Annotated in this window: 12 protein-coding genes; all 12 read right to left on the reverse strand. The window is 42.5% G+C overall.

The annotated features are described in order from the left end of the window. Positions 1 to 112: 112 nt before the first annotated feature. Positions 113 to 2590, reverse strand: a complete 2478-nt coding sequence (locus DWW23_RS12350) for a PQQ-binding-like beta-propeller repeat protein (protein ID WP_122353598.1) — start codon at positions 2588 to 2590, stop codon at positions 113 to 115. 19 nt (positions 2591 to 2609) lie between these two features. Then, positions 2610 to 3566, reverse strand: coding sequence for a metallophosphoesterase (locus DWW23_RS12355; RefSeq protein ID WP_233564327.1), 957 nt, complete (start codon positions 3564 to 3566; stop codon positions 2610 to 2612). A 5-nt stretch (positions 3567 to 3571) separates the two neighbouring features. After that, positions 3572 to 4513: an endonuclease/exonuclease/phosphatase family protein gene (locus DWW23_RS12360; protein WP_122353600.1), complete on the reverse strand. Its 942-nt coding sequence runs from the start codon at positions 4511 to 4513 to the stop codon at positions 3572 to 3574. A 157-nt stretch (positions 4514 to 4670) separates the two neighbouring features. Then, positions 4671 to 6458: a RagB/SusD family nutrient uptake outer membrane protein gene (locus DWW23_RS12365; RefSeq protein WP_122353601.1), complete on the reverse strand. Its 1788-nt coding sequence runs from the start codon at positions 6456 to 6458 to the stop codon at positions 4671 to 4673. A gap of 19 nt (positions 6459 to 6477) precedes the next feature. Further along, positions 6478 to 9942, reverse strand: a complete 3465-nt coding sequence (locus DWW23_RS12370) for a TonB-dependent receptor (protein ID WP_122353602.1) — start codon at positions 9940 to 9942, stop codon at positions 6478 to 6480. A gap of 123 nt (positions 9943 to 10065) precedes the next feature. Beyond that, a complete protein-coding gene (locus DWW23_RS12375) occupies positions 10066 to 11148 on the reverse strand; it encodes a FecR family protein (protein WP_122353603.1) in 1083 nt (360 codons plus the stop codon). A gap of 66 nt (positions 11149 to 11214) precedes the next feature. Beyond that, positions 11215 to 11763 carry an RNA polymerase sigma factor gene (locus DWW23_RS12380; RefSeq protein WP_122353604.1) on the reverse strand — a complete coding sequence of 183 codons (549 nt, stop codon included), beginning with the start codon at positions 11761 to 11763 and terminating at the stop codon, positions 11215 to 11217. Between the two features lie 529 nt (positions 11764 to 12292). Further along, entirely contained in the window at positions 12293 to 13183 is an 891-nt protein-coding gene (locus tag DWW23_RS12385) for a YitT family protein (RefSeq protein ID WP_122353605.1), read from the reverse strand. Positions 13184 to 13319: 136 nt separating this feature from the next. Next, positions 13320 to 14462: a glycoside hydrolase family 43 protein gene (locus tag DWW23_RS12390; RefSeq protein WP_122353606.1), complete on the reverse strand. Its 1143-nt coding sequence runs from the start codon at positions 14460 to 14462 to the stop codon at positions 13320 to 13322. A 4-nt stretch (positions 14463 to 14466) separates the two neighbouring features. Next, the gene (locus tag DWW23_RS12395) at positions 14467 to 15351 is read right to left on the reverse strand and encodes a TIM barrel protein (RefSeq protein ID WP_122353607.1); all 885 of its coding nucleotides are present in this window, start codon (positions 15349 to 15351) and stop codon (positions 14467 to 14469) included. 345 nt (positions 15352 to 15696) lie between these two features. Beyond that, entirely contained in the window at positions 15697 to 17559 is a 1863-nt protein-coding gene (locus tag DWW23_RS12400; RefSeq protein ID WP_122353608.1) for a RagB/SusD family nutrient uptake outer membrane protein, read from the reverse strand. A gap of 48 nt (positions 17560 to 17607) precedes the next feature. Continuing rightward, complete coding sequence (locus DWW23_RS12405) at positions 17608 to 21015, reverse strand: TonB-dependent receptor (protein ID WP_122353609.1); 3408 nt, start codon at positions 21013 to 21015, stop codon at positions 17608 to 17610. Positions 21016 to 22137 lie beyond the last annotated feature (1122 nt).

The following is a 22137-nucleotide window of genomic DNA, read 5'->3' on the forward strand; positions in this document are numbered from 1 at the left end:
TATACCGGTCCTGCAACTCTTTTCTTTCATTCTCTGCCATGGCTTTCGGATCTGAATCTTTCATAATTAAGTGTTTTGTATGTTATGTAGTTCACAAAGATATACATAATTCCTATTCTCCTGCCACAAATGTATAAACATTTCCACCGAAATCAACAGCGATCAAAGCATTCCCTGAAACAGTCACCGAACCGAATACCGGAGCACCTGTCGCATGTTTCCATACCAGTTTACCGTCTTCTTTATTCACTCCGTAGATAGTTCCGTCGGAAGCGCCTACATAAACCGTATTACCTGCCAGAACCGGACTGGTTTCGATCGTTGCGGAAGGTTTACGGGAATAAGGAGAAGTGAATACCAAAGCGTCGTTGGTTGCAAACTTCCATTTCAACTCCAGTGTCTCGTTATCCAGAGCGATCAAACCGTCTTTAGCTGAACCGAAGATGATCTCTTTATCCGTCAGCAAAGGTGTAGAAGTCACATCCACACTGAAAGGTAACTCCTTGCGCACAACCACGCGACCCGTATTGGCATCCAGAATAAAGAACGATTCACTCGAAATGATATACAGCAGGTCACCATGGACAGCTGCCGAAGCACCACGGTTACGCAGGCCGTTCGTATTGGCTTCCCATTTCAATTCTCCGGTTTTCAGGTCGTTTCCGTAAAGTGCACGCCATTGGGAAGAACCGACCAATACATTCTTTGCTATAGAGAATGTCGTTGTTGTTCCTTCGCCCTGCCCCCAGGCTTTATTCCGCCAGATTTCACGACCGTCTTTCGTATCGATAGCACAAAGCCCTTTACCTGTACCTGCATAAACAACACCGTCGGAAGCAACCAGTCCTTCGATCAGAGAAGGCAGACCGTTTATCGGTAACTGTTTTTCCCAGCTGAGTTTACCGCTTTCGGCATGAATGGCATATAAATACCCCTGTGCATCTTGTGCCAGAACCTGACCATTATCTATAACGATCGTGTTCTTAACTGAGTTGCGTACCGGATATTTCCAGATAAGTTCACCGGTCTTACCGTCGAGGGCATATACATAGGCCTCCCCTTTCAGGTTCTCATCCACAGAAGCGATATAGATCTTTCCGTTATAAACCAAAGGCGATGTCATATAAATATTCGCTCCTACATTCTTTATCCAGGCCATCTGTAAAGGTTGGTTCAGTGCAGGTTGAGCAGGTAAGGCATGCTGAGGATTCTCCAGCAGGTTCACCCAGTTACCGCCCAGTTTCACCTCCACAGGAGCAGCATGATATGTAAAGGCACTTTCTGTTTCAGCTGTTTCTCCATTATTGAAACGGGCTTTTATCTTTAAAGTAACAGCCTTTCCCTCTTGTTTGGCAGTCAAAGGAACTTCGGCATTCCAGCACCAATCGGTAGCTTCTTGCAGTTTCTTATTACTGAACAAGGCCTTACCATCTACCAGACAGGTATAAGTCACCTCTTTTACCGGCGTTACGGATGAATAGACATTTATCGCCAAAGGTACGGCACCCGAAGCCAATACAGGCACCTGTCCCTCAACCGGGGAGGTTATCTGAATCTGTTTATTCAGATAAGTATAACGAAGCTCGGAAACGAAATCTCCTTTCTTATCAACATGCAAGACACGGAAAGCACTGGTTGAATGGTCGATACCACCTTTATCCAACGTTGCCGTAGAAACGGAATATACATCTCCCTGCTTCTTCATATAGTTGATATGCCAGTGTCCGTATACCCAGGCTTTCAGATTATGTTCGTTCAGGTTGATCTGTTCCTGATCGTTGATTCCGAAAATGAACTGGTCGCCATACGTCAGCAGGTCATGGTTGAAAACGACGATCGGCTTGCCTTGCGGAACCTGTGCCAGGTCGTTCTTCAGCCAGCGATAGACATCTTCCTTCGTATAACCGGGCTGATAATCGCCTCCGGCCATCGGAGTCACGATATAGTGCGTGCTACCTGCATCGAAAGAGTAATAAACAGGCCCGTAGATACTTTCAAAAAGTTCCTCACCATATTTTCCTTTCACCAGGTCATGGTTACCGATGGCATAAAACATCGGGCAATCCATATTGGCGGTATTCATCATTTGGATATGTGCCTTCAGACCTTTTTCATAGCAGATATCGCCTGTGTGCATAATAAAGGCAACCTGTTCGTTGGCTGCATAATCGCGCACATTATTTACCCAGTCACCGTGATTCTCCGTATTGAAGATCTCCGTATCGGCGATATGGACATATTTATGACTGCCATCTTTTTGGATACCCCCGTTATAAGGCTGCAAACCGAATTCATACCCTTTCTGTTCACCGTCGATACGGATATAATGTTTATTATCCGTCTTATATCCCGAAGGAGTGGTGATAAAGATAAACCGTTCCCTCGGATGTCCCGGCAAGGAGAACGAACCGTCGGAAGCCGTTTTCACGACATTCAGTCCATCGGAAACAGCTACACCAGCCATCGGTTTCTCTCCCTTATCAAAAACTCCGTTATTGTTCTTATCTACAAAGACCCGTCCTGTATAGGCAGCGCTGGCAGAGAATGCCACACAGCTCAACAGGGCGATGTTCAGAAATGTTTTTTTCATGTGATTGATGTGTTTATATTCAGAATGTTAGTTGTAAATCTTCTATCCAGGGAACTAAAGGTTGCGAACGATCTGTAATACCCAGTTCTTCAGGTCCGGGAGCAATGAACTCGCTCTTTACTCCTTTCAGGTCCATACCTTTATCTGTCAATGTAACGATCCCGTAAAGGGCGTCTTTATAAGGCAGCGTATATTTCAAAGCCGGTCTTTTCTGATTGATCTCGTCGCTGAAACGTTCCGGACAGGCATATTTCTCGCCTACCCACTGATTGGAAGCACTGTTGATCTGGATATAGGCAATACCGTTGATCTCCTTCATATAATTCGTATGATCGTGCCCGCTGAAAGCGACCGCCACCTTTTTATATCCGGCACGCCGGTTCTCCTCCTCAAAGATCTTCCGGATATCTTCACGGTTCTCTGAAGAACATTCAAAGCTCTGATGCGAGAAGATGATACAACGTTTGTCGGTAGCCTGGAGGTCTTTCTTCAGCCATTCCATTTGTTCGGGATCCACCAACGAAATCTTTTCCGCTTTATAATAGTTCCCTTTGTCGTAAGGGAGATACTTTTCTCCGTCATAGATATTATTCGGATCGAGTACGATAAAATGAAAATCTCCCTTATCGAAAGAATAGTACGGACTCTGCATCCCTGTGAACCGGATAAACTCCTCTTTCGAACAGTTATCCATATCATGGTTTCCAAACACCATGTGCTTCTCGCCAGGATAATCCTGCCAGAGCTTCAGGAAAGGCTTGTTTTCTTCTTTCGGCATACAGAAGTCACCTAGTTCGATGATAAAGTCGACCTGATTCTCTTCGGCTGCATGTAAAAAGGTACTCAAACGTTCTTCCGCATCATGTGCGATATCCTGATGTATATCCGATACGATGGCAAATGTAACAGGCTTCGTTTCTTTCTGGCAGGAACCGAATCCCAGACAGATAAGAAGGGATAAGAATAAGTGTTTCATCATAACTATTTTTTGATATTGAAGGTTGTCAATACGAATCCGTGATCGGAAGCATAGAAGAAGTCATCTCCTTTAAATGAGAATGTTTCACCCAGGATATTGTCATAGCATTGGGACTCTACTGCCTGTATCGTTTTACCCTGATAATAGATGAAGTCGATACGATCCTGACGGTTCACCGTTTCCAGCGAGTCGGCATCTGTCAGCCAGGTCGTTCCGATGTTCTTCACCGGGTCGGGGTTGATCTCACGGAAACTGTCTTTGAAATTGGCCGCCTCCATCTCTTTGGATACTGTCCAGTTGACAACAGCGCCGCCATGATTGTACATGTCTTTGGTCGCTTCCGTCCAGTCCAGATGAGAGTGACTGTTGAAATCGCCTCCCATAATGATAGGAATGCTATCTGTCTCCGCTATCATCGGTTTCAGGGCACCCAATATTTTGCGTATCTCGTCGTCACGTGTACCGGCATCGTCCCAGGCCAGTATTTCTTCTTCCGACTTATCGGTGAGGGTCAGACGCATATCAGGCAGATAGTGTATCCAGGTATCGAACAAACGGACCGGTGTCCCGTCCATATCTATTTCTACCCCTCCGAAATTAAACGTATCGATCACATCGGGATAAGAATATCTCTTTACGATCGGATAACGGCTAAAGATACAAAGGTTACTGGAAATCAGATAATGTTCGTATCCGAGCGAGTCCGCGATCATCGGAGCCGCCCCATAAGTTTCAACCATCAGAATGACATCCGCCTGGCTTTTCTTCAAAATGCCGATGATGCCGTCACAGGCTTTTTGTCCATAAGTTTTTGAGTGACCTGCATGCCAGACATTCCAGGAAAGGACGGTGAGTTGTTGCTCTTTTTTCTGTTCTGAGCAAGATATGAACAGACTTAGAATTAGTATTACAAATGTTATACTGGTAAAAATTCGTGTTTTCATGTACATAACTTATCGATATTAATATAATTCTACCACAAAGATAGAAAGATAAAAATGATTCAAAAATATATCCCAAAAGTCCACACCTATAATAGATATAACTTTTAGGATATACATATTATTGTTTTTTGCTCAAAAGAGTAAAAAACAATATCGACTATTTAGCCCAAAACTTATTTTGAACTAAGTTCTTATTCAATACAATATCTTTAGTCGATATCGGACTATAATAATATTTCGGCTCTATAAAGTTCCATTTATTAACCTGAGAGATCAGACGGATATATCCTTTATCACCACCAGTCAATTCAAATGTATTTCCTGCTAAAATCTCTACATTCAATTTGTACTTTTCCTTATCTGCCTGAGGAATAGCATCAGCATCTGCCTGCGTTGCCACCACGGCAAAATCAGGCTGACCGTCCCCTGTCAGGTCCAGATATCCCAACTTATCAATATACATACCTTCCGGAGCCCTTTCCATTAATTTACCAGCTCCCCAACGCATTAAATCGTCATAACGAAATCCTTCACAAGCCAATTCGATACGTCTTTCACGTCTAACTTCCAAAATAGCTCCCTTCTGTGCAGAAGTGACGTTTGGATAACGATTTGCCTGAACAGGATCAACATTTGCCATCCAATCTGTTAAAGTTGCCCGAGGTACACCTGCACGTTCTCTGATTAGATTGATACTTTGATCGATATCATCCTGAGTCAACTCTCCCAATTCCGCTTTTGCTTCTGCATACATCAATAATACTTCCGCATACCGGATCAATGGCAGGTCTGTATAAGCTTTATCCCATTCCGTCTGATCGAATGTCAGCGGAGAATATTTTACCTGCGGATAACCGCCGATAGTAATTTTCTGACGATGAGGTTCAGTTTCTCCCGGACGCATAAAACCTGGCATCATAAAGGTTTGTCCCAAACGAGGATCCCTGTTTTCAAAAATTTCAAGGAATGTTTTCTTGTCATAACCAGGTACATCCTGGAATCTCTTCGTCTTGCCATCTTCGATCACATAGTAATCTTCCATAAGGTCACGCGATAAACCGGTCGTCCAGTCAAACCGAGCGCCAGCACCATGCTTACGTCCCAACTCATTACTGTAATCTTCGAAGATGATCATCTCCTTGTTAGAAGATAAATCCTGGCTATTAAATAAAGCTTCATAAGCCCCTTCGCCGGTTGACAACTCATAATTGCCTGTATTCATAATCGCTTTACATGCATCAGCTGCCACACGGAAGAAACGATCAGCATCATTCAATTCCAATTCTGAATGATATTTACGCCAACAACCTTCTGCCAGAGCGATACGTGCTTGCATGGCTAAAGCACCACTCCGATACCAACGCGTTCGACCGCTACTTTCATCTTTCATATTAGTTACCGCGAAATCTAAATCCGCCATAATAGAATCGACAACCAGAGCACGCGAATCCTGTGGTTTAAACAATTCTTCTGTATCCGTTGTCTGTAAATCGCGACTATACCAAGGTACATCCGAATAAGATAATACTTTGTCATAATACAATTTAGCTCTGAACATACGGGCTAAACCTATATAGTGATTAATTTCCGCTACATCACCTTCAGCCTTGCCGGCCCTTGCTAACATAAAATTGACATTGCGAATGTTTCCCCATCCCCATGTCCCTGCATTATCAGGATTCAATTCTCCGCGCATCTTTGAATAAATGCTGGCCTCTTCCACATATATCACGTTATCAGAGGCAACATCCCAATAATTGGAAGAAACATATCCGTACATGCTATTTGTATAGATTTCCAAATCACCTGCAGACTTGAAAAATCCTTCCTCTGTAATGGATGTCTCAGAATATTTATCCATAAACGAATCGTTACATCCGCTTAAACATAAAATGCCGACGATTCCTATCGCAGCTATTTTCATAATATTTTTATTAATAATCATAACTTTCAGCAATTAAAAATTAGAACGTAACATTTAAACCAAACGAATAAGAACGCTGTAACGGATACATCTGGCCGCCCAAACATTCCGGACCCAGTTTATAATACTTATATAAACCTGTTATTTCACACAAGTTGTCACCAGAAAAGAAAAGGCGTAAACGCTGGATATTAGCCTTATCTGTCCACTTTCTCGGAAGTGTATATCCGAATGTCAAGTTCTTCAAACGAGCATAAGTAGCGTTCTGCAAATAACGAGTCTGAGTAAGAGCCGCTTCAGATCCACCTTCCGCTACATACGATTTAAAACGCGGGAAATAAGCATCCTGGCTTGGATTTTCTTCTGTCCAACGATCATAGTAATTACCATAAGTAATATTAGTCCATGGCTGTGCATAAATACCCCAGAAATACAGGTCACCACTCGGACTATAATTCTTCTTTAAAACACCCTGGACAAACAAGCTCAAATCGAAACCATTCCAATCGGCATTCATATTAAAACCAAAACCGTAACGTGCACGGTTATTGCCAATAATCTTATAATCTCCATGGTCGTCAATTGTCCAAGCTCCTTTATCAATCTTACCGTCCTCATTCAAATCCTTAAATTTTAGATCACCGGGAGCAAGTGGTCGTGTACCGATATAAGAAGCAACTTGTGTTTGGTCGGCGTGGTTGTCAATATCTTCCTGAGATGTAAAGAATCCTTCCGTTTCCAATCCCCAGATAGATCCCATTTCCCAACCTTCGTAATAACTATCCAAAGAACCCGTGTCATTGGAGAATTTGGTGATCCAGGAACGGCTATCACCAATATTGAAGCTCAGACCGTAATTCAACGTTTTTCCTGCCAGTTTTACATTATCACGCCAGCTAATCGTCAAATCCCAACCAGTTGTTTTCAAGTCTGCTGCATTTTCCAACGGTTCACTGGTACCTAAAACATTCGGTAGTTCCGCTCCTGCCGTCAACATATCTTTTGTACGACGGATATATCCATCGACAGTAGCAGTCAATCGGTTATTCAGGAAATTGACATCCATACCCCAGTCGGCAGTCGTCACCTTCTCCCAAGTTAAGTTACCCGCAACCAATCCAGGTGCAGATACACCTATCGGTTGTTTACCATCCAAAATATTGGAAATTTTTCCGGATCCCATGGTAGCCAAGTAAGCGTAATAATTCTCTTTTAAATCCTGATTACCCAAACTACCGTAAGAGAATCTGAACTTCAAGAAATTAACAACATCACGTACCGGTTCAAAAAAGTTTTCTTCTGAAAGCACCCAAGCTACAGAACCAGAAGGGTTGAATGCATACCGGTCATCATGTGGGAAACGGGATGTTCCGTCGTAACGACCATTAAATGCCACGATATACTTATTATTATAGATATAATTTAAACGGCCGAATACACTACGCATAGAAAGTGAATAGATGCGTTGACCTACATTCATATCACCCGATGCCAATCCTAATGAAGGTAAAGAAGATGAAATCAACTCTTTACGGCTTGCAGAGGTATAATTATCACGCCAGTCTTCCTGGTTGAAACCAATCATCGCTGTAAAATCGTGCTTGTCGTTAAACAGTTTATGGAAAGTGGCATATGCATCAAATGTAAGAGTACGTGCATTCGTATGGTTCAGGTAAGCCTGAGATACCGGATCCTGCTGAGCAGCCGGTCTGTCCGGACCATCATAATAGTCGACAGGTAAAGAATATCCCTCCTCTGCATTTTTATTCGTCGAATAGTTAAACGAACCATTTACAAAAAGGATGTCCTTGATAATATCGATCTTTGTTGTAAATTGCGTTGAGAAAGTTGTCTTCTGTTGGTTCCAACGACCTCCGTCTACCAAACGGCCGAATACACTACTACCGGCCTTGGTCCAAGAACCATCCGGATTATAAGTCACATCCAACGGGTTGATACGGTTTACTTCCCAATAGTAAGAATTTCCCAAATAGTTAGGAGAATCATAATCTGAATTTACAAAACTGGTATTATTACCTAAAGTCCACCAGTCTGTCAATTTAAAATCCAGTTTGGAACGAAGGTTGTAACGGTTATATTTATCAGTTCCGTACTTTACCATACCATCCTGAAAATTGTAATTGGCAGAAAAGTAATAATTTATACGGTCTGTTTTACCAGATACATCGACTGTATGATTTGTAGAGAATGCCAAATTCTTATAAGCCTCATCAAACCAATCAGTACTGCCAAAATAAGCATACGTACCGTCCGGATTCAAAAAATAGGGGGAAGTACTCGGATCTTCCGACACTTTTTTGGCATAAGCCAATTGTTCTTCGTTATATAAGTTATACCAGGGATAAGACATGGTATTACGGGTTGAAGCCACAAGATAAGGATCAGTGATCACATCAGCCATACCTGTTAACTTACGCATTGCAAAGTTATTATTGTAATTGATTGTCAGCTTTTCTTGACCGGCCGTCTTAGTCGTAACCAAAATCACACCAAATGCTGCACGCGAACCATAGATCGCTGCCGATGCTGCATCTTTCAACACGGATATACTACCAATATCGGTTGGGTTCATTCTGTTCAACTCTTCAGCCGAAGAAACAACACCGTCAATTACAACCAGCGGATTACCACCGTTGATAGAAGTTGTTCCACGAATGTTAAAGCTGGGAGAATCTGTAGCCTGTCCACTACCGATCGAAACGGTCAAGTTAGCCACCGATCCTTGCAAAGCCTGTCCAACCGTCAAAACCGGACGGTTTTCCAAGACCTTTTTCGGCACAGTCGCCACCGCTCCGGATAAGTCTGCCTTCTTCTGTGTTCCATAACCGATAACTACCACTTCATCCAAAGCTTCACTATCTTCACTCAAGGTCACATTTACCGAAGTTTTGCCATTCAAGGCAATTTCCTGTGTCTTATAACCGATATAAGAGATACTGACAACTGCATTCGGAGCAACATCAGATAAAGAGAAGTTACCATTGGCATCCGTTATACCACCGATAGTAGTTCCTTTCACCATCACATTCACACCAATCAGCGGTTCACCGATCGCGTCTTTTACATTACCTGTTACGGAAATTTTCTTTTCCTGCTGGGGAGCAGCAACAGCAACTTGTTTTCTGTTCGTTTCGTTCTTACGAACAATAATCTGGCGGTCATTAATGATATACTCAATGTCCGTTCCTTCAAACATTTTTTTCAATATGGATTCAACGGTCTGATTGTTGACGTCCACATTTACTTTCCTGTTCAAATTGATATTTGAACCGTGGTACACAAAAATAAATTCACTGTTCTTTTCGATGTAAGAAAATACATCTTTTACAGTCCGGTTGTTCATGCGAACGGTCAATGTGGTTTGTTCCGCATAGGTTGATTCTGCATAGACTACAGACCCTCCATAACTTACCAGACATAAGGCTAAACATGCACTTTTAAGAAAATGAGCCGGTTTTCGGCTGAATTCTTCATTCTTTTTCATACATTTGTAACGTTTTTTCTTTGATACATAAATTAATAGATTAAACAAGAAACTTTAGAACCGAGTGATATGGCCGTATCGTTCGGTTCTTTTTTTAATTTGATGTCTTTCACATAGGCAATTTTATTTTGATATTATTACGTTGTTATTCGCGTCTGTCTTATATTGGAGGAATAGGGACTGGCAGACGATATTGATCACATCTTCCATGTTCTCACGCAAATCCAGTTTCCCGGAAATGGGTATGTTCCCTATCTCTTCATTATACCAAATAGTACGCCCATAATAACGGGACAACCGATCTAAGGTCTCTCCAACCTTCCGCTCGCTCAACATCATCATATTATCCTTCCAGCAGATATACTCAAAAACATCTACTTCTTTGACTTTCGTACCTTTATCATTTATCTCAAACATCTGATTGGGAGAGAGTTCTAACTTGTTATTCTTACCTGAATCGACTTCCACCCGCCCGTCAACCAGTACGACCGATGCAAAAGCATCTTCCTTATAGGCACAAACGTTGAACTGTGTACCGAGCACCTTTACATCAAAACCATTTGTTTTGACAATAAAAGGACGTGAAGGATCTTTTGTTACATCCAGGAAAACCTCGCCTTCCACAATTATTTCTCTTTTTTCTTTTTTGAATACTGCCGGATAAAACACACGTGTACCGGCATTTACATGCATCCTCGTTCCGTCGGAGAAAGTGATATCCGCTCTTCTGCCTTTCGGGACAATGATCTGGTTTATCTCCTCTTTTTTCTCTTTCTTATCTTCTGCCGTCTCCTTCTTTACAACGTGTTCCTCTACATTCGACTTTCCATCCACATCATATCTGATAGACGATTCATCTTTCAGTTGCATTTTATCCTCGCTTTCAATTAAAACGATCTCATCACCGGACAAAGCAGATGTATGGTTTTCAAGCAGGGCTAGCGACATGGAAGTATCATTCTTCGTTTCCATGCCAAAATAAAGACCGACAGAAATAAGTACGGCGATTGATGCTGCAACAGACCAGATATAACGGGCGCGTAATCTGAATGAAGTATGTGGCTGATCCAACCGGGCTTCTATCTCCTGCCATGAAACCAGAGCTTCCGGCAATTTATCCGGCTCTGCTTCATGAACTTTCCTGAGTAAGTCTTTCCCGGCCTGCTCAAATGAATTCTTATTTAATATGTTTTGTTTTCTATTCACAAGTAACCTCTTTTTACCCTTATTACGGGAAAGGTCTCATTTGGTACTCACTTTTTTTGAATAAAATCAATTCTTTTTCAGATACAATCCCCTAAGACGCGTCAAAGATCTGAATAACAGATTCTTACTGGATTGATAATTTATTCCCATTATCTCGGCTATTTCATCATGCTTTAGCTCATTGACATAATACAGATAAATTATTTCCTGTTGATGGGGAGATAATTGCGAAAAGACCTGCATCAGATGTTTAGCCCGATTATCAGCATCCGAATCTTCAAAAGAAAGTAAAGGCATCAGTTCGTCGGTCACAAACACTTCTTCATACAAGGAGATATCATCCGTGGCTTTCTCCTTTTCGAGTGTATCATACAATTTATTACGTAAGGCTTTGATCAGGTATCCTTTCACATTCGGGGTAGCGGAAAGAGACTGGTAGTTTTGAATTAGTTTTATGAAAATATCCTGGATGCAATCTTTTACTAAATCCTTATCCGATACTAACTTGGAGCCATAATTATATAATAAAGAATAGAAGCGGCAATAGATTTCTCTGAAAGCCTCTTTATCCCCTATCAAACATAATTCCCATAATTTCTCATCGGATATTTGCATATAAATACCTACTTATAATTATTGTAATAATTTATCAACAACAATTGGTGCGCAAAAGTAAATACGCATTATTACACTCATATTACATCAAAATTAAGTAAGCATTAGTATAAAGATCGTATAATTTCATAAGTCCATAAATAGTATTACACTTACAACATATCTATCTCTTTGAAAATAAAAGATTGGAAATAGTTCTGTTAGAACTAATATGCATATCATTATTTTCTACAAAAAACGATGATTTGATTGTATGTATAACGCTTTGATTGTTAACAAAGATTTTTAAAAACGTTCATTCTTCCTTCCTATTTAACCTATTATAATAAAAATGAGCTATATTTGCATCCGTTGGGTTATTAGTTCTAACAGAACTAAGGTACTAATTATATAAATCTACTGTCACAATCAGTCCTTCCTGCCTTACCATCTTAAATTTCTATAAAAATCACCTACGCATTCCTACAAACTATTCAGGCACGGAATATATAAATTCCATGCCTGAAAGAAAGTGATTATAAAGAGTTATTTATTTTACTTTGATATGGTCGAAACCTTCCCCGTACACACCGATAACAGCACTCTGTGAAACAAATGCTTCCGGATCTATATCTTTGATCAAACGGAAAATTGTAGTCGATTCCCGCTTTTTTGCCAGCACGAACATCATCTTCACACCGAGTCCGGTATACATGCCGGTTCCGTCTATTACCGTTACACCCCGGTGGAGATCTTTATTGATACGACGTCCTATCTCTTCATGTTTTTTGGAAATAATAAAGAACTGCACTGACTGGCGGGCACTATTCACCACCTGGTCGAGCACAAAGCTGGAGATATACAGAGTAGCAAAACCATAAACCACTTTTTCCCAATCATGCAGTACGAAATAACTGGAAGAGATAATGATCATGTCCGTCATCAGAATGACACGCCCCAACGTAATATCCCTGTACTTATTGATAATGGCAGCAATAATATCCGTACCGCCGGAACTGCCATTAGCAGAAAAAGCAATACCAATACCACTTCCGCAAAAAGAAGCACCGATAACACAAGCCATGAACGGCTGATCACCAAGTAAATGCAAACCGGCTGTCGCCCCTTGAATAATCGGCAGAATAAAAGTCATGACCAATACGGCAAAAATGGTCTTTACGCTGAACCTCCACCCCAGAACGATCAGAGAAGCGATCAATAGCCCGCCATTAATTGCAAAATACGTGTACTGAACATTCAATCCGGTCGCCCAATACACAATAGAAGCAATACCTGGCACCCCACCGGTAGTTATGTCGTTGGGCAAAAGGAAAACTGTCCACCCAATAGCATAGAAAAGCATGCCAAGAGCGATCATCAGGTAATCGTGCAGCTCTCTCAGCATTAACTGCCTTGAGGTAATCGATAAAGTTGGTTTCATTTTAAAAGTTTATTAATTTGCAGCTCCGCAAAAACGAAGCTGCAAAATTAATGAAGATTAAATCAATTTATCGGTATGATTCCAATGAATTTATAAAAAACAGATAGTTAAATTTCTATTACGACGGATCAGGCAGTCAATAACTCCATTTATCACGCCATTCAATGACGGGCTGGTCACCATCGAAACGGATAGGAAGCCAGATATAACGGCCATCTATCGCATTGTCGGGAGTCCATCGGTCACCCATATAAATGAATTGCCCCGGTTTGCCCGGAACCGGTAAAACATACGTACTTTGGGAATGGAAAGAGAGGTCGGCATCCGCCCCGGCAAACGGGTTCTCCAGTTCCTCCCAGGGTCCCCAAACAGAAGAAGCGACGGCCGAGCGTCCCGCATTCGGCGCCCATCCGGTACAGCCGGACATGATCAGGTAATATTTCCCGTCACGTTTGAACATTGCCGGAGCCTCCATGAAACGACCGGGGAAGAAACGGGCATAAGCACCGGAATAACCGGTATAATCGTCCGTCAGTTGAGAGATATGCAGCGTACTGTTCTCTTCGGAAGAATAGATATGATAGGCTTTACCATCCTCATCGACGAACAGATTCATATCGCGGGCCATTTGTCCGCCTTCCATGTCACGCCCGAGTAAATTCAGACTGTCCGGATGAGCTGGCAAACTACCGCCTGTAAACTGACTCCTATCCGATTCCGGAACCCGCTGTTTATGAATATCCTGCACATTGATCGGCCAATGACCGGCATTCGGACGTACGGCACGAAGGAACGTATAAGGACCAACCGCTCGATCGCTTACGGCAATACCGCTAAGAGCACCGGAATATCCCGCCCCTTTCGGTTCCAGATGAAACCACATGACATACTTGTTATTCTTCTTATTATAGATCACTTTCGGACGTTCCAGAATACAGCCTTTCGCTATGCTATGTGTCGAATCATCCGTCACGACAGACAGAGCGATACCTTCGTCTTTCCAATTATACAGATCCTTGGAGGAATAACAGTGAACACCGACCAGGGCATTATTTCCGGCTGTTCCTTCCGTCTTATGCTCGCCAAACCAGTAATAGGTATCACCGGCATGAAGAATACCGCCACCGTGAGCATTGATATGCGTCCCGTTGTTATCCGGCCACAGTTCACCGGGAGTAAATACGCCCCCTGCCTGTTCTGCCCCTGTTTTACTTTTACAACTCATAAAAGCAACGGCAAACAACAGGATACACAACTGTATAATCTGACCTTTCTTCATACGATCAGACGTCACAAATACGTATACATTTTTCAAGAGAGGCGATCTTATCCTGCTGGCGCGGAACGAACTCCTGTCCGACAAACCCTTTATAACCGGTTTCCACTATCGCTTTCATGATAGCCGGATAATAAAGTTCCTGTGTCTCGTCGATCTCCGCACGTCCCGGATTACCGCCGGTATGGATATGGGAGAAATATTCGTGATACTTTTGAATATTCTCAATGATATTTCCTTCCATGATCTGCATATGGTAGATATCATACAGAAGTTTAAAGTTAGGCGAACCGACACGGCGGCACAGTTCCACTCCCCAGACAGTATGATCGCACTGATAATCTTTGTGTCCCACACTATTCAGCAATTCCATTGTCAGGACCACATTATGCTTCTCTGCCAAAGGCATCAGACGCTTCAGGCCTTTTTCACAATTTTCCCATCCCTGAAGATCGGTCAGGCCGTTCCGTTTACCGGAGAAACAGATCAGATTGGTCAATCCGGCTTCTGCAACCAAAGGAATTACCTGTTCGTAACTGGCAACCAGTTCATCATGCAGTTTAGGATCATTGAACCCACGGTCGATCCCTAAACCGGCTCCCTGACACATAGCTACCGTCAACCCATGTTGCTGTACCACCGGCCAATCTTTCGGATCGAGCAACTCGATCGATTCAATGCCTATATTCTTACATATCCCGCAAAATTCATCCAGCGGATAGTCGCCGAAACACCATTTACTAACGGAGTGACGTATATTCCCCTTAAGCGGTTCCTTTGTTTCTACTTTTTTCTTCTTTGCAGGATTCGCTGCATCCAGTCCGGATACGGCTAACGCAGCCCCACCCACCAGTGCGGTCTTAATGGCTGTTCTTCTTGAGATGTTTTCCATGTTATTCAGAATTGATAATTAATTAGATGGTACAAATATAAGAAAAGAATCTATTTCAGCACCTTGTCTATCCACGGCAACACCCATTCTACCTTAAAATAATGATTCTTCGGGCACTTAAACTTACTCATTATGGAATATGCTCGTACTAGGCGAACATAAAAAAGGCGGTGTGTCAAAAGTCGACATTAAGGACCGCAGTTGACGCAGACAAAGCACAGAGTCTCGCAGACAATATGATTATTAATATATAAATCTGCGAGCGTCTGCGTAGTCTGCGTCAACTGCGGTCCTTAATTGCTTTTTGACACACCTTCGCTCTCTTCAAACTGTTAATCCACTTGTTTATTTCCAGTTTTCATTTTGAACCAAAAGACCATCCATCTTCTGGATCTCATTATGTGGAATAGGCATTGTCGCCCATTTAGCATTGTAAACACTGTTCGAATATTTACCTAAGTATTTAGCTTCATATTTCGTATAACTGTTTAATATCTCAGCAGCCATACCCCAACGAGCCAGGTCGTACCAACGATGGCCTTCCATTGCCAACTCGATCCTGCGCTCCCAACGCAATGCCTCAAACGCTTTCTCTTTTGAGGCAAACTGGGAATCCGGATATAAGCCGACACGATAGTTTGCGGCAGCATCGGCATCTTGCTTGCCATTTACTTTATCATCTAAGACATAAGAAGAACTTGTCTCTAACATAGTCGTTGGATCTACGGCTTTAACATAGCCGTTTGCGGCACGGGCACGTACCCGGTTAATATATTTCCCCGCCTCCTGCGGTTGCCCCAATTCAATCAATGTTTCAGCATACCATAATAATACATCCGCATAACGGATCAAGTGGAAATTCTTCGCCGTAGAGTTAGTTTGAGTTGTGACGGACAAGCTGCCCTTATCGGCTTTTCTCGGGATATTTTTCTTATTCAGATACAACCCGCCGTTAGAAACGTCACGAACCCAGCCATCCAACATGCTTGGAATAGTCCAGTCGAGGAACGGGGTCTCAAAGCGTCCCGTGGAGACATCCAAACGCGGATCTGTATAGACCTGCAAATCCGTATGAGGCAGGTTGTTTTCATCCAATGATGATAATACCGGATCATTGCGGTAAGAATCATTCATTTTGGGCAAGCCCTTTTCATCCACGATATGAGCGTTAACCAGATCGTAAGAAGGTTGGTAGAATCCCCAGCCCCCGGTACCCAATGCACCGCTAAACCCGATATGCCAGGCACCGTTTATATTGGAAGTCTGCTCTACAGTGCCTGATACAGCGGCCTGGACATCAAATATGGACTCTCCCGTCCAGTCGCTTTCACCTGCAGTATAAAGTTCCTCATAGGTCTCCGCCAATTGGAAATTCGTTCCGTTATTGTCCTTGCCGTTTGCCAGTACATCATCCAGGATTGTTTTAACCTCAGTCCAGTGATTGGAAGTACCGTTCTTCCCGTTATATGGAGAGGATTGGTACATTTTAACTTTAGCAAGCAAAGCACCGGCAGCCCATTTGTTTACACGCCCCTTTTCTACGGGCCATATGTCCGGCAAGTTGTCGTAAGCAAATTGCAAGTCCTCCACAATCTTATCCCAAATATAGATGTAATTTCTGCTTTCATCAACATTGGATACCTTTGGATTTACGTCTTCTTTCATGGCCACGTCATCCACGTAAGGGACGGCAGCCCCAAACAATTTAACGACCTCGAAATGAAAGAAACCACGCATGAAACGAGCCTGGGCAATAGCCTCCGTGTAGAAATCCTTACTTTGACCGGTTACGGCAGAGAGTTCCTCCTTGCATTGACCGGCAACTTTAATCACATTGTTAGCGAAGAATACACCGTTGTAGCAATGAGCCCATTTGGTGTTGAAATAACTGTTGTCGGTAGTGAACGTATAAGTTTCCAGACTGGTGAAATCCGGTTGGTCCTGATACGTAGATCCTTTATTCGCATCTCCCCCCATTACGTCGCCATACACATAATTGGTCAACGTCGAACGGAAATATCCATCGTCAGCATCTGTAGAATTTAACCTTGCGTACATGCCAGTCAACAACAAGGTTACCCCCTCCTGTGACACAAAGTCAGGTTCCTGCTTATTTGTAATCGGTTTCACATCCAAAAAATCAGAGCAGGAAGTCATACATCCTACTGCTACGGCAACAATCGCCGCATATATAAACAGTTTCTTCATCTTTTTTAAATTTATTGTTATCAATTCCCTAAACTTACCGGGTTTTGCTTAGAATGTTATATTTACACCTAAGATGAACTGACGCGGCATACCGTAAGAACCAAAGTCGGTTCCCATGGTACGGTCGTTTGAACGACCGTCCGAATCGGTACGTACCTGCGGGTCCAAACCGGAATATCCGGTTAATGTGAATACATTGGCTACCTGGCCATAGATACGAATCTTTTCAAATTTGATTTTCTCCAGGATACTCTTCGGAAGCGTATAACCTAATGTCAGCGTCTGCATACGCAGGAAGGAACCATCTTCGATATAACCTGAATTAGATTCGTTGGCAGCGATCGTACTCTCACCCGTATTGGTTGCCCACATCGGATAGATACCATCCGGATTCGTCACCGGATGCCAGGAATTGTCCCTGCGATCCTTTGAGTATGCGGACTGCAAGGAGCCGTAATGGGTGTAGTATTTGTACATGGCGAAAATGTCATTTCCTACAGAGAAATACAGATAAGTACTTAAATCGAATCCTTTCCAACCTAAACTCAAGTTCAGGCCTCCTGTCAGGTCCGGATGGGGATTGCCGATGAATGTACGGTCGTCTGCGTCGATCTTACCGTCGTTGTTCACATCTTTAACTTTGTACTGGCCGACGTAATTGGCGGCATTCAAAGCAGATGCGTCGGAAACGCCATACGGCAATACTTCAGTGCCGACATCATTCTTATAGTTCTTCACCTCATCCTCACTCTTATAGATTCCGTCCAGTTGGTAACCATGGAACATCCCTACCGCATGTCCTTTCATCAATACGTTCATGTTTGAGATACGGGTTCCGGTAAAAATTCCGGCATCCGTACCGATCTCGGTCAATTTGTTCTTGTAATGTGAAAGATTCAAACCGATGGAATAGTCGAAATCACCTACCTTGTCACGCCAGTTCAAATTCAGGTCAACCCCCGTATTTCTCATGTCACCGATATTTACTTTCGGTTTACCGGCTGCACCAGCCAAAGCAGACCAATTCGCGTCAATCAACATATCAGAAGTATTCTTGATATAATAATCGAAGTTTACAGACAATCGTTGGTCCAAAGCAGTTATATCGAAACCGGCATTAAGCATTTTAGAAGTTTCCCACTTCGCCTCGATATCCCCCAGGTTTGTTACGCCAAAACCTTGATATACTTCCGTATCGGAACCACTAATGCTGTATAGATAGCGGTCTCCCGTACCGTACTGGAACGCCCAGTTATACGAATCGATATTAGAGTTACCGGTTGTACCGTAACCCGCACGGATCTTCAGGTCATCTAACCATGTACGCGTCTGCTGCATGAAATTTTCATCAGAGATACGCCACCCCAAAGATATGGAAGGGAACGTCCCCCATCGGTTCTTCTGGGAGAAACGGGAGGAGGCATCCCGACGGACTGTTACGGTTGCCAGGTATTTGCCTTTATAGCCATAGTCGGCACGTGCAAACATGCCAAACATAGTAGATACATCATTCTGGTTTCCACTGTTCCTTAAGTCTGCACTGGCACCGTTATTGATAACCCATGTGTTCGGATCGTCTTCGAACGGGTAATTGATACGGCCTGCCTGGATCCAACGTCCCAGACCCTCACGAATAGCTTCGGTACCAATTACGGCACCGATCGTATGATCATCATTGATAGTCTTGTTATAAGTTGCAGTATTGGTCCATTGATAGCCTAACCAGTAGTTAGCTTGTTCATAGAACTCATTATTGTTACGGCCTTCTTTATTTGTCATAATGGTACGTTTGTTCATCCAGAAATCCCACGAACCATTGATACGGGCACTGAACTGGGTACGTATCTTCAGATCTTCACCGATCCCCTTCAGCGGCATTATCTCGGCATAGGCAGCGGATTGCGCACGTAAGAAACGACGGCGGTTGTCTTTGCCATGGTTTACGGCCATTACGGCACTCTCGGCTCGTCCCCCTTCAGCGTTCTGCGAACCGGCATAGTCGCCGCCTATTGTATAGACGGGTACCCAGGGTTGGATAGAGAATGTTTTACCGAACGTATTGTCGTCACCTTGGCGCCCCCGTTCTCCGGAGTTTTCGATCACGGCAATGTTCGTGTTTTGTCCGATATTAAACCAACCGTTTACGAAGAAGTTTGTGTTAGCACGCAAGGAATAACGGCGGAACCAGGATTCCTTGATCGTACCCTCCCGGTTCATATAACCCAAGCCTATAGAGTAAGTAGCTTTCTGACCACCACCCGTCACGGAAATCTGATGGTCCTGCACTTTACCCGTCTGCACAACCTCGTCATACCAATCCGTCCCTTTACGGGCTTCTTCTTCAGAACAGCCATCTTCCAGCATCTGATAGTAAGCGGAGCGAGACCAGGTGTTGGTGCCATCATCTTTATAAGAAGTCCTCCATGCTTCAAGGCTACCGAATTGACCGATTACCTGTTCCTTGCTCAAACCGGACGGTTTGATTGCGTAGGGCATCGTCAAATGACCTGTACCATCCGGCCCGATCGAACCGAACTGGGCATGGGTCACAGTTTGACCGCCGCGATACTGGAACAGGTTGCGTTGTCCTTCCTCTTGAAATTCCATTGCTTCCCAGGCATCCAGCAAGCCATAACCATGGTTGGCCATCTTCGCAACGCCAAAATAGCCATTGTAAGATACTTGCACACGGTCATTTTTCTTGCCTTGTTTCGTCGTAATAATGATTACGCCGTTTGCTCCTTTTGCTCCGTAAATAGCGGAAGCGGCGGCATCCTTCAATATCTGCATAGACTCAATATCATTAGGGTTCACTGCATCGATATCTACACCGGATACACCGTCCACGATCACTAACGGATCAGAGCCGTTTACAGAACCCACACCACGAATACGAATGGTGGTTTCACCCAACGGGCCACCTCCTGCCTGTACGAACACCCCGGCTGCTTTACCTTGCAAAGCCTCAGCAAAGTTGGACACCGGAGTCTCTTTCAATTCGTCCGTAGCGACGACAGCCACAGAACCGGTTATATCTTTTTTGACCTGTGTACTATAACCTGTTACGACAACTTCATCTAATGCCTGGGAATTTTCGACCAACGTAATTTTAATAGAGGTTTGGTGAGCTTTTAGTGATACCTCCTGGGTAATATATCCGATATAAGATATCACTAAAACGGCATCTGCGGGCATATTCTCGATGAAAGCCCGTCCTTCCATATCGGAAATGTTACCAATAGTAGTTCCTTTTACCACTACATTGGCTCCGACGATAGGTCCGGACTTGTCTACGATAAGGCAATTTACTTGCCGTCCGTCTTGTTGCACATTCGCAAATCCTGCACCTAATGCAGGATACTGATAATCCGTTTCTGTAGCAAAAGCCGTACCGACTCCGTACAGAAGAAGAGAAGTCCCTAAGATTAATGACTTCGATAATACAACATTTCTCATATAAAATCAGAATTTAAGGTATATATAATAAACTAAAAACACAAACGACTGATAAAAATGAATTTACTACAGCACTACATCTCTTACACTGTTCGCTTCTACGAAATAAGGTAAACATCATCATCTCACCACGATTTTTTTGAAAAGATCGTTTTTATGTTTTTCCTACTAATTGACGATCAGATGGAAAAGACAAAAAAGTCGAAATGACTAGAAAAATCGTTCCTTTTTTCTCGCCATTCTTTTAGGATTTATTGATTGAACATTGAAATCGTAGTTGTTTTGTTATTCAATTGATAAAAAAACATATAGGTTTAGAGAAAAAAATCAAAATGTATTGCAGATTTAAAATTTATTGTTAATTTTGATGGCGAGAAAAAAGGAACGATTTTTTTAGTCACTACGATAATTACGTATTTTTTTAGTATTCAGCATTTTAACACTATTTTCTCTACTACATAATAATATCAATTTGTATATTAGTTACATAAAAGAAGTTTGCTGTCTTTCAGGCTCTTAAAAAAACAGACAAGGCAAGTTATCATAAGAAAGGCAATTTATCCCCAATTTACCCCAAAAGTTTTATTCATACCAATTGCATAGAAACTTTTGTTTCATTAAAAAGATATTCCTTGAAAAAAGACACAAATGAACAAAAAATTGAATACTCAATGTATCAAAATGCTATTTAAACCGATGATGGAGCGATTATACCACCAAGAGGATCGAATGGGTGGATTTTACGAGATTCTCCGGATGTTCAGGCTTATCAAACAGAAGCACTAATATCAGAATAACAGAACATACAGACAACATTTACCCACTTATTGTATCTATTTATTCCACATAAACCTAGACTAATGCTATTTTTATCATTTATTTCCCCTTCTGTTCCACTAAGACTTTAGAGATGAAGAACTGCTAATAAACATACAATTCAGACAAAAAAAATATCAATCAATCTCTCAGGCAACCTATTTTAACACTTTTCCCATCTTAAATAAACCATCACTTCGTTTAAAACAAAAAAAAATTCGTTTTAAACAAAGTGACAATTTCTTTAAAATGAGTTTTAGAAAATGATCCATGAAGAAATTTGTTAATTATTGTAACAACAAATCA

It is taken from the genome of Parabacteroides sp. AF14-59 (genome assembly GCF_003479515.1).
Lineage (GTDB): Bacteria > Bacteroidota > Bacteroidia > Bacteroidales > Tannerellaceae > Parabacteroides > Parabacteroides faecis.

Coding starts and splice junctions, on each gene's coding strand:
- DWW23_RS12350 (WP_122353598.1), bottom strand. CDS start 2,590: ATGAAAAAAACATTTCTGAACATCGCCCTGTTGAGCTGTGTGGCATTC.
- DWW23_RS12390 (WP_122353606.1), bottom strand. CDS start 14,462: ATGAAGAAAGGTCAGATTATACAGTTGTGTATCCTGTTGTTTGCCGTT.
- DWW23_RS12380 (WP_122353604.1), bottom strand. CDS start 11,763: ATGCAAATATCCGATGAGAAATTATGGGAATTATGTTTGATAGGGGAT.
- DWW23_RS12355 (WP_233564327.1), bottom strand. CDS start 3,566: ATGAAACACTTATTCTTATCCCTTCTTATCTGTCTGGGATTCGGTTCC.
- DWW23_RS12385 (WP_122353605.1), bottom strand. CDS start 13,183: ATGAAACCAACTTTATCGATTACCTCAAGGCAGTTAATGCTGAGAGAG.
- DWW23_RS12365 (WP_122353601.1), bottom strand. CDS start 6,458: ATGATTATTAATAAAAATATTATGAAAATAGCTGCGATAGGAATCGTC.
- DWW23_RS12405 (WP_122353609.1), bottom strand. CDS start 21,015: ATGAGAAATGTTGTATTATCGAAGTCATTAATCTTAGGGACTTCTCTT.
- DWW23_RS12395 (WP_122353607.1), bottom strand. CDS start 15,351: ATGGAAAACATCTCAAGAAGAACAGCCATTAAGACCGCACTGGTGGGT.
- DWW23_RS12370 (WP_122353602.1), bottom strand. CDS start 9,942: ATGAAAAAGAATGAAGAATTCAGCCGAAAACCGGCTCATTTTCTTAAA.
- DWW23_RS12360 (WP_122353600.1), bottom strand. CDS start 4,513: ATGAAAACACGAATTTTTACCAGTATAACATTTGTAATACTAATTCTA.
- DWW23_RS12400 (WP_122353608.1), bottom strand. CDS start 17,559: ATGAAGAAACTGTTTATATATGCGGCGATTGTTGCCGTAGCAGTAGGA.